General features: G+C 48.9%; 12 protein-coding genes. 8 read left to right on the top strand and 4 right to left on the bottom strand.

Going from position 1 to position 12,409, the window contains the following annotated elements; genetic code table 11:
- Window positions 1-86: 86 nt before the first annotated feature.
- The gene (locus tag AC5JMP_RS24905; RefSeq protein ID WP_495854294.1) at window positions 87-1,253 is read right to left on the bottom strand and encodes a cysteine desulfurase family protein; all 1,167 of its coding nucleotides are present in this window, start codon (window positions 1,251-1,253) and stop codon (window positions 87-89) included.
- Window positions 1,254-1,404: 151 nt separating this feature from the next.
- Window positions 1,405-2,013, bottom strand: a complete 609-nt coding sequence (locus tag AC5JMP_RS24900; protein WP_495854293.1) for a GNAT family N-acetyltransferase — start codon at window positions 2,011-2,013, stop codon at window positions 1,405-1,407.
- A gap of 62 nt (window positions 2,014-2,075) precedes the next feature.
- Between AC5JMP_RS24900 and AC5JMP_RS24895 the strand changes: the two genes are divergently transcribed.
- The 4 genes from AC5JMP_RS24895 (at window position 2,076) to trhO (ending at window position 5,393) form a co-directional block, all read left to right on the top strand.
- Entirely contained in the window at window positions 2,076-2,669 is a 594-nt protein-coding gene (locus tag AC5JMP_RS24895) for a Maf family protein (RefSeq protein WP_495854199.1), read from the top strand.
- A gap of 363 nt (window positions 2,670-3,032) precedes the next feature.
- Complete coding sequence (locus AC5JMP_RS24890) at window positions 3,033-4,127, top strand: protein kinase domain-containing protein (RefSeq protein WP_495854198.1); 1,095 nt, start codon at window positions 3,033-3,035, stop codon at window positions 4,125-4,127.
- Between the two features lie 35 nt (window positions 4,128-4,162).
- Window positions 4,163-4,390, top strand: a complete 228-nt coding sequence (locus tag AC5JMP_RS24885) for a hypothetical protein (RefSeq protein WP_495854197.1) — start codon at window positions 4,163-4,165, stop codon at window positions 4,388-4,390.
- A gap of 106 nt (window positions 4,391-4,496) precedes the next feature.
- Window positions 4,497-5,393: an oxygen-dependent tRNA uridine(34) hydroxylase TrhO gene (trhO, locus tag AC5JMP_RS24880; protein WP_495854196.1), complete on the top strand. Its 897-nt coding sequence runs from the start codon at window positions 4,497-4,499 to the stop codon at window positions 5,391-5,393.
- A gap of 68 nt (window positions 5,394-5,461) precedes the next feature.
- Here trhO and AC5JMP_RS24875 read toward each other — a convergent pair whose 3' ends face one another.
- Window positions 5,462-6,502: a C39 family peptidase gene (locus tag AC5JMP_RS24875; protein WP_495854195.1), complete on the bottom strand. Its 1,041-nt coding sequence runs from the start codon at window positions 6,500-6,502 to the stop codon at window positions 5,462-5,464.
- A 206-nt stretch (window positions 6,503-6,708) separates the two neighbouring features.
- Between AC5JMP_RS24875 and AC5JMP_RS24870 the strand changes: the two genes are divergently transcribed.
- The 3 genes from AC5JMP_RS24870 (at window position 6,709) to AC5JMP_RS24860 (ending at window position 9,857) form a co-directional block, all read left to right on the top strand.
- The gene (locus AC5JMP_RS24870; RefSeq protein WP_495854194.1) at window positions 6,709-7,449 is read left to right on the top strand and encodes a DUF1269 domain-containing protein; all 741 of its coding nucleotides are present in this window, start codon (window positions 6,709-6,711) and stop codon (window positions 7,447-7,449) included.
- A gap of 116 nt (window positions 7,450-7,565) precedes the next feature.
- Window positions 7,566-8,018, top strand: coding sequence for a BON domain-containing protein (locus AC5JMP_RS24865; RefSeq protein ID WP_495854193.1), 453 nt, complete (start codon window positions 7,566-7,568; stop codon window positions 8,016-8,018).
- Window positions 8,019-8,441: 423 nt separating this feature from the next.
- Window positions 8,442-9,857, top strand: coding sequence for a CHRD domain-containing protein (locus AC5JMP_RS24860; RefSeq protein WP_495854192.1), 1,416 nt, complete (start codon window positions 8,442-8,444; stop codon window positions 9,855-9,857).
- Window positions 9,858-10,185: 328 nt separating this feature from the next.
- Here AC5JMP_RS24860 and AC5JMP_RS24855 read toward each other — a convergent pair whose 3' ends face one another.
- Window positions 10,186-10,920 carry a hypothetical protein gene (locus tag AC5JMP_RS24855; RefSeq protein ID WP_495854191.1) on the bottom strand — a complete coding sequence of 245 codons (735 nt, stop codon included), beginning with the start codon at window positions 10,918-10,920 and terminating at the stop codon, window positions 10,186-10,188.
- Between the two features lie 605 nt (window positions 10,921-11,525).
- Here AC5JMP_RS24855 and AC5JMP_RS24850 point away from each other — a divergent pair.
- The coding region (locus AC5JMP_RS24850; protein WP_495854190.1) for a DUF4347 domain-containing protein at window positions 11,526-12,409 on the top strand (884 nt) is incomplete at its 3' end.

The raw sequence follows: 12,409 nt of genomic DNA, 5'->3' as shown, positions 1-12,409 counted from the left end.
GATTTCAAAGGCGCTCTGCGCCTTTGAAATCCAGCTTTTGAGAGATATTAAGAGGACTTTGCAATCTAGCAGCACCCAAAAGTGCTTTACGAGCAGTAGGACAACGATCGTCCCGCCAATCGCTCTAGAATCTGCTTCAGCGCCATCGCCGCCCAGTCGATATCTGCCTCGGTGGTCTGTCGCCCTAAGCTGAGTCGGATGCCTGATTTTGCTGCGCGATCGCCATATCCCATCGCCTTGAGAATCGGGCTAGGAACGAGCTTGCCGCTACTGCATGCCGAACCCGCGCTAATGCCGATGCCTGCTAGGTTCATTTGCCGCACGAGGGTTTTGCCGCTGACCCGCTCTCCATCCGCATTACACAGGTAAAAACTGGCGTGATGAGGCAACCGATGGAGGCGATCGCCCGTGGGTACGAGTGCCGTCACGTCAGCGAGCTGATCAAATAAGCGATCTCGTAGCTGTATGAGTCGTGGTGTTTCGATCGCCATCTCCTGAGCGGCAAGTTCGGCAGCGATGCCAAAACCCGCGATGATGGGAACTGCCTGAGTGCCAGAACGGAGGCTAAATTCCTGTCCACCTCCTCCCAAAAGAGGCACCAGATTGACCCCAGGACGCACGTACAGCGCACCTGCACCCTGAGGCCCATAGAGCTTGTGGCTAGATAAGGACAGTAAATCGACAGGCAAGCGCTTCACATCAATAGGCAAGCGTCCGGCAACCTGAACGGCGTCAGTGTGGAAGAGTGCCCCATGATCGCGGGTGATTTGTCCCAGAATGTCGATCGGTTGCAAGGTGCCCACTTCGCTTTGTCCATAAATGATGGAAACCAGCACCGTGTTGGACTGTAGCGCCGCCTTCAGATCGACTGGGTCAATTCTCCCCTGGGTGCTGACAGGCAGACAAGTCACCTGCCAGCCCCAGCGCTTCAGCAGCCGGGCAGGTTCAGCGATCGCAGAATGCTCGATGCTGGAGATGATCATATGCTGCGGGGTATCGTACTGCCGCGCTACGCCCATGATCGCCAAATTGTCAGATTCTGTGCCGCCAGAGGTGAAGACGATTGCCTCGGCACTAGCATTAATTAGATCGGCAACCTGCATCCGGGCTTGCTCTAGCAGGGTGGCAGCCTGTCCGCCCCAATGGTGCAGGCTAGAAGGGTTGCCCCACTCTTGGGTCAAGGCTTGCTGCATGAGGGCGATCGCCTCAGGACGAGTGGGGGTAGTAGCGCTGTAGTCTAAATAAATTTGCATGATGCCGCCCAACAGCAAGACTTCATCTTCAAGCATAGAGCGTCTTTTGCATTCTTATTGCTTTAGTGGTCTTTATAGCGCTACGCGCTCAGATCCAATGAGTTATTTTTTGAGAGCCGCGCTCCGCGCGGCTCTCAAAAAATAACTCGTCCTAACTTACATTACGTAGGGCTATATCAGAGCTGAGCTTCAAGGTCATCAAGTATTCGTCGTAGAACTGTCCGTCTCTCGAAAAAGTCTCCTGTTCGGTGCCGTAGATGTGGAAGCCCAAGGACTGATAAAGGCGGATTGCTGCCTCCTGTTGGGTGACAACAGTTAAATTAATTCTTCTAATGCCTGGAGTAATGCCTGGAGTAATGCCTGGAGTAATGTCTGGAGTAATGCCTGAAGTAACACCTGGCGCGATCGCTGCCCAGCTCAACGCCTCGCGAACCAGCGCTCTACCGCAGCCCTGACCGCGAAAGGAGGGAAGAACATACAATCCCCCTAAATAAGCCCGGTGCTTCTCGTTGAGCGCTGAATAACGAGAAATCCGGACGATGCCAATGAGTTGCTCATTTTGAAACGCTCCGAAGAAGCAACGATCCTCGCTTTCCTGAAGTCTCACAGCAGTCTCGGAAAGATTTGGCTCGCCTTCGGGGAGCGAACCGAAAGCGGGTGGTTGTTCATGAAGCGCTCGCAGACGCACGGAAAGGTATGCCTCGGCATCGGCGGGAGTGAGGACGCGCGTCGCTGGACTGATGTTTTGCAGAAATTTCATGTCTGACACAAGCAGCTTAATTCAGGTTATGTTTTGAAACGGCACCCTTTATCGATTTGCAAATGGGTATTCCTCCCTTCGTTCTAGCTTCGGCTTCTGCCGCTCGGCGGCGACTCCTGCAAACCGCTGGCATTACGCCGATCGTCTGGCCCAGCGATTTTGACGAGTCTCAAATTCAGATAACAGATGCCGATGTCTTAGTCAGAACCTTAGCACAGGGAAAGGCGGGTGCTGTAGCCTCTCAATTGACAGATTCCCTGATTATGGGCTGCGATTCTGTGTTAGCGCTGAATGGCGAAATTCACGGCAAGCCCGCAGATTCCGCAGAGGCGATCGCCCGATGGCATAAGATGCGAGGTCAGGTAGGAGAGCTTTATACCGGACATGCGCTAATTGACCAAGTGCAGCACCGAGTGTTAGTGCGTTCGCAGATGACGCGGGTGCATTTTGCTGAGGTGAGCGATCGCCAAATTGCCGCCTACGTTGCCACTGGAGAGCCAATGAGCTGCGCCGGGTGCTTCGCGTTAGAGGGGCGTGGCGGCATGTTTGTCGAAAAAATTGAGGGTTGCCACAGCAATGTCATTGGCTTGAGTTTGCCCTTACTGCGGCAAATGCTGGCGAATTTGAGCTATGACGCGGTAGATTTTTGGGTGTAGGAGCGATCGCGCCATTGCTTTAGATGCTTAGCTTGAGATGCTTAGTCAAAAAATTTACCGAGTTTAGACAAAAATGTCGTATTTTTACTTAAGATGGCTTAAAGCAAGGCGTGTTCTTAATTACAGTCATTAACTTGACCAACTCTTTATTGTGTCTTTACGCAGTCGTTAGAACTACGGATGTTATATTTCCTTTCAGGGCGGGACAATTTCTATTAGTGTTTCAACTAAATAGTGTTCTGAGCCAGTGATTGTTCTGAGCCAGTGATTGTTCTGAGCCAGTGATGTTTGAGCCGATGGCGTTTTAGCTGAGCTTGTTTGGGCGATCGATTCAAGCGACAGGGAACTCGCGACCTTTGACCCATGGACTTGCCAATGGATTCATCAGTGCCCCAACTGGATAACTTGCGCTCCTCACCCCAGCATCAGACTTATCTGGGGCAAATCTGCGGGTCAGATCGGCTGTTTCGCGATCGCTACAAGATCTTCCGCACCCTAGGACGCGGCGGATTTGGGGTGACGTTTCTCGCGAGAGACGTTGCCCTACCCAGCAGCCCTCTGTGCGTCATCAAACTCTTGTGCCCTAAAGTCAGTCATCCCATGGCGCTTCAGCGCGCCTGCCAGCGATTTGAGCGCGAGGCTAAGATTCTCAGCCAGTTGGGCAGCCATGCCCAAATTCCCCGCTTGCTGAATTATTTTCAGGTGAATGGCGAGTTTTATCTGGTGCAGGAGTATATCAAAGGGCGGACTCTGGCGCGTGAAGTCAAGATGAAAGGATCGCTGTCAGAGCGAGAGGTGAAACAGTTTCTTTGGGAAATCCTGCCCGTACTGAGCTACGTGCATGAGAATAACGTCATCCACCGCGATATTAAGCCCCCCAATATTATTCGCTGCCAAGACGACGGTCGCCTGGTGCTGATTGACTTTGGAGCCGTCAAAGAGCATTTTATCCGTATGGGAGAAAGCACCCAACGCGCCACCACAACCCACTTTGTGGGCACCCTGGGCTTTGCTCCACCCGAACAGTTGGCTTTGCGATCGACCTATGCCAGCGATATTTTTGCCCTGGGGGTGACCTGTCTGTATTTGCTGACGGGCAAGCCGCCGATGGAGTTTGACTACAATCCGGCGACGGGCGAAGTCAATTGGCAAGCGGCAGTTCAGGTCAGCGATCACTTTAGCAAAGTCTTGGATAAGATGCTGAAGGTTTCCTGCCGCGATCGCTACCAAAATGCTGAAGAAGTGCTGCGGATGCTCGACCTAGAGCCTTACCTAGACTCTCTGGCAGACTGCATGAACAGCACGCCGCTGGGTGTCATTGCCGAAGAAGAAATCCCAGAAGGCTATCTATCGCCCATTATGCGAACGGCGATCGCAATTCGTCAGTGGCGCGCCCGCCAAAAAGTGCGCGATCGCCGTAGCCAATCTAAGTCAGAAGAGGTCATGCTACGTCGGTAAAAGGCAGGAATCGCGAGCCAGCCGATGCTTCAGACTTGCTAATCTTTGTCGATCGCCTTTCCCCAATACATGCCGATCGCATTCAGCGATGGATTGTCGTGCGTCTACTCTCTCAGGCTCGGCATCAAGACCTAGCGCGGTTTTACAAATGCTCCGATGCCGAGGGCTATTGTCAGGTGATGCGGCAACTTTACTCCAATGAGAAATTTGAGGTGATGTTTGACCCTTCAACAAGCGAGAATGGTATAGTGCTACGCGATTAGATCCAACGAGTTATTTTTTGAGAGCCGCGCTCCGCGCGGCTCTCAAAAAATAACTCATCCTAACTCAATTACGTAATGCCATATTTCATAAGTAGACACAGGAAACATGAGTTGGGTTGTTGCCACCTTTTATAAATTTGTGCGGCTGTCTGACTTTGCCGAAATCCGATCGCCCCTACTCAACGTGTGTCAGGCGCAAAACCTGCGGGGGACAATTTTGCTGGCGCAGGAGGGGATCAATGGCACGATCGCCGGATCACGAGAGGCGATCGACTCTGTGCTGGCCTATTTGCGATCGGATGGGCGGCTGTCGGATTTGGAACATAAAGAATCTGTTGCGGATACCTTCCCATTCGATCGGATGAAGGTGAAATTAAAGCGAGAAATCGTGACGCTAGGACTGCCCGATGTCGATCCGAGTGAACAGGTTGGCACCTATGTTAACCCTCAAGATTGGAATGCCCTGATTACCGATCCAGACACCGTTGTGATTGATACGCGCAACGATTATGAAGTGAAAATTGGCAGCTTCCAAAACGCGCAAAACCCTGAAACTGAGTCTTTTCGGGATTTTCCCACCTATGTACAGAACAATCTGAACCCGGCTCAACACAAAAAAGTGGCTATGTTTTGTACGGGGGGCATTCGCTGCGAAAAAGCCTCTGCCTATCTCTTGTCGCAAGGGTTTCAGGAGGTCTATCACCTCAGAGGCGGCATCCTGAAATACCTTGAGGAAGTCCCGGCTGAAGATAGCCTCTGGCAAGGAGAATGCTTTGTGTTTGACCAGCGAGTTGCTATTCAGCATGGGCTAGAGCCAGGAACTCACGAAATGTGTCTAGGCTGCGGGCACCCCATTTCTACAAACGACAAGAATTCTCCTGCCTACGAAATTGGCGTCTCTTGCCCAGACTGCTTTGCGGAACTGACTGAAGAAAAGCGATCGATTCGGCGATCGGCTTGGAAGTCGCGTCAAGCCAACGGTCATCCCCAAAGCCCTTTTTAGTGCAATAACCAGGGCAGCGGGGAGACTTTACTTAGCGACTTCTATGCTCTCAAACCTCTAGGAGCCAATTACCTTTTTGTAAGACGGTGCATCCAAATATGGTCTTCTCCTTCGGGCGAACATTTGTTTTGAATAAGCGCACTAGAGTAGTGGAGGTTTTTCCCAGAGCGATCGTTACGGTACCCTAGCGATGTCCATTCCCCAAAGGGATCATTAACAAAAAAGCCGTAGGGATCATAGCCTCGTACCACAACAATATGTCCGAAGCTTGTAAAATAACCGTGAATAATACAGGGACGACCTTCTGCGATCGCTCGACGTAGATCAGAAAGCGTGCCCCGGCTGATAAAATCATCAACTAACCCATAGGAACGAGCCATCACGGCTAAATCATTAGGGTCCCAGCGATTTAGATTATTGTTTTGCATGTACAGATACAGCTCATCCTCCCATTGCCCAATATTGGTCTTCCTTTTAACTTGAAAGTACATCATTGCCATGGCAAACGAGGTCACATTACAAGCACCTGTTGGATTGAATTTATTATCAAGCTGACTTCTGTGAGGCATATTAAGAGTTTTAGAGATCGGCAACCCATCTGGATTAAGTGAAGGTTGGGGAACCGGAATGATTTGAGGCTGCTGATTGATAAACTTTATTTCAGTTACGGGGACATACCATGTGTTGCGCGGAGGATCTCCCAAGAATTTATCAAACAGAGCAACTTTGAGATGATTCTTTTCAACCGACCAAGACAGAAGCTCAAAGACTGTACCCGCTGAAACCGCAACTTCAGAACTAGAGAGCGGCGAACTAGAGATTGGCTTAGGGTCTGGCGTTTGCTTAAAAAAAGTATTGCGAATAACTCTCACACTTGAAAGTTTAATCAGTTGAATATCGGGTATGTAGACGCACCAGGTATTACGGGGCGGCTCTCCAATAAATTTTCCCAGAAGTGCGATACGTAGATGACTTTGATTTAAGAGTTTCCAAGAATGAATATTGAAAACTGTACCTTTCTGTATTGTAGTTTTATCGCTGGATGGTAGTTGTACTGCGTCTTCAGTGGTCTGCTTGAAGATTGTGTCTTTGTTAACTTTAAGCTGCATTGAGGTTCTATCCTGGATGTAGAAAAGATAAAAGAGAGAAGATAAAAGGCTGCAAAAATCATACTTTATCGATCTCCCTAAAAAGATAAACGATAGTCTCTCTTGTGGATGATGGAGGTTCTGAATTCTAAACCTAGCATAGTATCACACACTACAAAATACTCCATTTGCACTCACTTTGGTTTGCAAAATGGTAGGAGGAAATCATGGTACTAGGACAGCACAAACGGGCCGTGGGAACATTTTCAAGCCACGGAGATGCAGAGGCAGTTCTGCGTGAGTTGAGAGATAGCGGATTTCCAATGGATCGGGTATCGGTTGTAGGTCGTGATATCGATCGCAATAGCGAAATTTCTGGAGCAGAGGCAAGCGATCGTCTCTCTGATGCTGGCCGACGCGCAGCACATGATACAGAAGCAGGCACAGGTGCAAAGACAGGTGCAGTGGCAGGTGGCGCTTTAGGTGGGTTGACTGGGCTATTAGTGGGTCTTGGTGCGCTGGCTATTCCGGGTATTGGGCCAGTCATGCTAGGTGGAGCAGCAGCTACGGCTTTGGCTACCACAATTTCGGGTGGAGCCATTGGAGCTGCCGCAGGAACCCTAGTAGGTGGTTTAGTAGGTCTGGGAATTCCTGAAGATCGGGCGAAAGTGTACAGCGATCGCGTTTCCCAAGGCAGTTATTTGGTCATGGTTGAAGGTTCAGATGAAGAAATCCATCAGGCTGAACTGATTTTGAGTCATCGAGGCATCCAAGACTGGGGTGTTTATGAGTCAAATGCCAAAGCACGCGACGCTGCGTACCCTGGCGGTACCCTCTACTCTGATGGCACCCCCTATGCTGATGGCGCTCCTGTTCCTGGCAGCCATGACCCGGCAACCCATCCTGCTGGCACTCTCTATCCAGAAGGAACAGATGTTTCCAATGCCAATCGTCGTAACTTGGGCTAGGAAGCTTTCAACTCTGCATACACAGTGCTCAAACAAATAGTGCTCAGACAAACAGTGCTCAGACAAACAGTGCTCAGACAAACAGTGCTCAGACAAACAGTTGGAGAATCAAAGATATGAAGAAAATCGTCCCGTTCCTATTGAGTGGATTTTTGATGGTAACTGCTGCGGCTTGCAGCACTGCTAAGACAACTTCAGATGCGCCCAATTCCACAGACAATAGTGGACAGGTTCCGACAGCCCAGGGCGCTCAAACTGCACAGGATGATGCCCAGAATGACGTTCGTCAAAGACAGCTTGATTCCGATATTCGCTCCCGTGAACAGCGGAATAACGCCACTGGAGGCGACGCAGATCGGGCAGATGGCGATCTCGAAAGTGAGGTTCGCAGTAAGCTTGAAGCCAACATTCCCAACAGTAAATTGGCTGTGGATGCTGAAGATGGAGCTGTTGTTGTTTCTGGAACAGTTCAGACTCAAGATCAGCTAGACAAAATTGAGCCTCTGGCGAAAGAAATTAAGGGTGTTAGCAGCGTTGCAGTTAAAGCAGTACTGGCTCCCGCTCAGTAGAGGTCAGAATGGTTTGACACAGGTGCAAGCCAGAGTTTAGTTAAATAAGAAGCAGGAGGATAATCGTTCTCCTGCTTTTTTGGCTTCTGACTCAATATATTTAATTGGAACTTACTTGACATGGCTGTTCCAATTAAATATATTGAGTGAAGAGCGACTGAAAATGCTATGCCCCCATGCCTGATTCGATCGCTCCTAGAGATTCAAAGTAGCTTAAAGCCTTAGTCTTGCTGATCTAGAGCATGGGGTTGTGAGTCGGGGTAAGGTACCCCGACTCACCGCAATGTGCCCTAATTCTGCAATGCTGAAACTTTCCAACGACGATGGATTTTGCAACTGAATCTCTATGACCATAGCCTCATGGCTGCGATAGTCGCGGCGGTGGTCAATTTTAGACTTTTTCCAATCTTTTAAGGATTAATTATGGCAGGACTTGACTCAAAAACTTATCAAGCGCAAGACTCTTTTGCAGCCGATAATCATGCGATCGATGCTTCTCATTCAAGCGATTCTAAACAGCAGTCGAAAGGCTCTTCGTTGCTAGAATCTGATTTAAACAATAGCTTGAACCAATCTTTTGGTTCTAATAAAGCGAGTTTGTCAGAGGATAATCATGACCATGCACCTGTAACGAATGGTCAATCGACCCATATCTCGCTAGACGGGCTTGACTCTATCAAGGCTTTTGATTCTGGTCAGATTGCGAAAGTGAAGACAGCGACAGATCTAGTAAACCAAATCGGTGGTAATTTGGGCGATCTGCTAGATCCAGGTGGCGGCAAAAATACGGTGACTAGCGCCCGTGGAAATGACCTCATCTTTGGAGATGGAGGTGGATTTAATACCATCACGACTGGTGAAGGAAAAGATGCCGTTGTTTTAGGTAAAGAGACGACTAATCGTATCTTCGACTTTGATCCCACGCAGGACAAATTTGTTCTGTCGGGTGGTTTAAAGATGGAAGACATTCTGATTACTCAGGGCAAAAATCCGGGTAAAGGTGGGCTTGATCAGCCAACAGACAGCGAAAACAATGCTCTCATTATTGACAAGAACGGCGGACATATCTTGGGTGCATTGACTTTTACTAAGGCAGAAACTTTAACTGCACAAAACTTTGCTCAGATTGATGATGCTAAGGTAGTAGACTTCGTCAAAAATGATGCGGGATTTGCAGAAGCTAATGGACTCAAAACGCAGCAAGGCAAGGGGCAGATTAACGGCACCACTCAGGATGATAAGTTAGTTGGCGGTGCGGGAGATGATTTCCTATATCTGGGTGATGATAGCTTTAGCGTTACCCCGGTCAGGGCGACTTCTGGTGCGAATGAATTCCCGTTCAAAAACGATAGCCCTGGCACAACCGATCTCACTGCTGAGCTAAAGTCAGGTGTGCTTCGCATCAATGGAAACTATCAAAATTTTGATGGAGCGCCTCTCTTTAGCCAGGGTGAAACGGTCATTGATCCTAAAGCGACCATTCTGAATGGCTCTGATCCAGTATCCTTGATTAACGGTTTCTTGAAGGTTCCACAAGACGTAGAAGGCAACAAAATTTCTGGGACTCACCTGCACTTCAGCCCTGCTGGTGACGATCGCGGTAATTTCGCAGATGCTACTGTTGTGCGGTATCTAACTAATACTCCAACTGATGGTAAATCAGGTACGGTTACGGGTGAATTTGAGTTAACTCCAGAAGAACAGGCTGCATTCTTGGCAGGTAATTTATACACCAACCTACACACGAATGTTGATACCGACGGCGATGGAAAAGCTGGATTTCCAACCGGGGAAAATCGGGTCAACTTCAACAAGAATGATATTCAGTTTGACACCTGATACAAGACCAACCATTGGGGTATCGCAGGCTGGTTGCCGTAAATAGAGGCGAGCGGATACTTCTACTTACGGCAATCTACCAATCTACATCTGAGTAAAAAGGCGAGAAGGTTAAAGGCTTGACCGAAAAACTGTAATCTAGAATTTTGACCCTCTAAGTTTTCAGAGTTGAAGAGCTTAGAGGGTCAGGATTTTAAACTCGCGGCTATTCATGCGATCGCTGCCCCTATTTAAAAAATTGCCTCTACCTTGATCAAGATAGACTTGACCAAGGCAAAGGCGATCGCTATTTGACCTTGAAACGCGTCACTATCAAAAGCACTCAGACTTATGATGCAGAAGGTTCTTCTGTTTCAGTTTTAGTCGCAGCTTCAGGCTCAGCTTCTTCAACAGCAGCAGCTTCCATAGCCGCAGGTTGTTCAGTTGCAGAAGCAGCTTCCGTCTCAGTTTTCTCAACCATGCCTTCAGTTTCGGTCACAGGTGCTTCGGTCACAGGTGCTTCAGGTGTAACCACTGGCTCTTCGACCACAGCAGCTTCAGCTGTAGCTTCGGCTATGGGTTCAACAACAGGTTCTACCTCAGCCGCAGGTTCTACTTCAGCAGCTTCAGCTACGGGTTCAGCGACCACAGCAGCTTCAGGTTCAGCCACAGGTTCTACTACGGCAGCTTCAGCTACGGGTTCAGCGACTTCCATGACCTCTTCAGCTACCTCTACCACAGGCTCTTCCTGGGGTTCAACGATCGGTTCTTCAATCACAGGCGGCTTAGCTTTAGAAGGTCGGGGACCACGCATCAGAGCCATAGCGGCAGGGGGCTTGCTCACGCCTTCTTCATCTCTTCGGCGATCGCCTTTCCCTTTCCCTTTAGCGCGATCTTTATCTCGATCATTATCCCGACTGGTAGTGCGATCTCTGTTGGGATCTTTGTTGGGCATCGGCACAACTCTCTTGGGAGGCGCTTCAGACGGCTCTTGTCTGGTCTCAGGTGCCGCAGATGTTTCGGTCATCTCAGATGTTTCAGCCACTGTCTGCCGTTCAGACTTCTTAATTGGACGCTCTACCATGTCTTTTTCTCCTAACAGACTAATCTGCTGTTAATCAATATTGCCAACCCGTTGCGATCGTAACAACCCAGTATTCAAGCCAAATATTTTATAGATGTCATGTGGATTAGACAACTTGCTTGCCGAATCCTTGCTGAACTATCCAATTAATTTTATTTGTCAAGTCCTATTGAGTATCGATACCCTGAATGATGATCGCATAAAAATGTGAAGTTATCTAAATCTTTTACGTAACAGTTGCTGTCAATAGTTCTTTAAAGCTCAATCTTTAGAGGCATTTGCACTCATAAAGATTTGTTTCATCCCTGCCACTTTTGAGCATGGCTCATGAGCTGTTTGTTTCTCATCACTTCGGGGAATACTAGGGTGTAGTTACTGACTCTCTTACTAAATAAAGTTAAATTTGCTGCCTGTGTCTCTGTAGGCATTGGGCAAAATTTACAAAATTTCTGATGTTTCATCTGTTATTCGGCAGATCTGGCAGCTTCAACTCAGGTGTCTAATGATACTTAATCCTGGGTTTACAAATGCCATGTCTGTTAGTTTTTGCTGTCAACCTCTGTAGTTTTTTTAACTAAGTAATTTCCCTGACTGAGGATAGGTTTATGAATTGCGCGATCGTACCCGCTACTGCTTTAACAGACTCTTCTACTCTCAATCCCTCTCTTGAGCAAACTGCCGCATCTTTAAGCTGTGGTGCAATGCTTCAATACAAAGCAGCAGTACGATCGCCCCATACGCTCATCATCATTGATGCAGGCATCGATAATTATCTGATGCTTGCAGACGGCGCTAGCAATCAGGCGGCTCTAGTGATTCTGGATCTGCACCAAGACGGAATTGCTCAAATCACAGATGCACTGTGCCGTTATCCCGATATTTCTAGCCTACATCTCTTCTCTCACGGTTCTCCCGGCACGCTCTATTTGGGAAATACGGAACTGAGTGGGTCGATGAGCCGCCATGCGGCTCAACTACGAAGCTGGCTTCAGGTCGGTAGCACAGGAAGAGTCAAAGCAGACTTCCAAATTTTTCTTTACGGTTGCAACGTTGCTGCTACCCCTATTGGTGCTCAATTTCTCCAACGCTTGCATCACCTGACTGGAGCCACCATCTATGCTTCCGAGACTCCTACAGGTCATGTCTCTGAGGGCGGCAATTGGCATTTAGAAGTCTGCATCCCGACCTCTCATGCTGCCTGTGCATTGCCCCAGATTCCTCTCTCTCCTGCAACACTTGCCAACTATCCCAGCGTTTTGGCTCCGGGCGATCTCGACACCACGTTTGGCACAGGCGGTACAACCACGCTTGACTTCAATGGCGGTTTTGACCAAGCCAAGAGCGTAGTGGTGCAGCCAGACGGCAAGATTGTCGTAGCAGGCGTTGCGTTCAACGGCACCAATAATGACTTTGCATTGACGCGCTACAACATCGACGGTACGCTTGACACCAGCTTTGGCAGCAGTGGAAAAGTCATCACTCCTGTGGG

This window comes from Drouetiella sp. (genome assembly GCF_059504425.1).
This window is presented reverse-complemented; position numbering and strand designations above follow the sequence as displayed.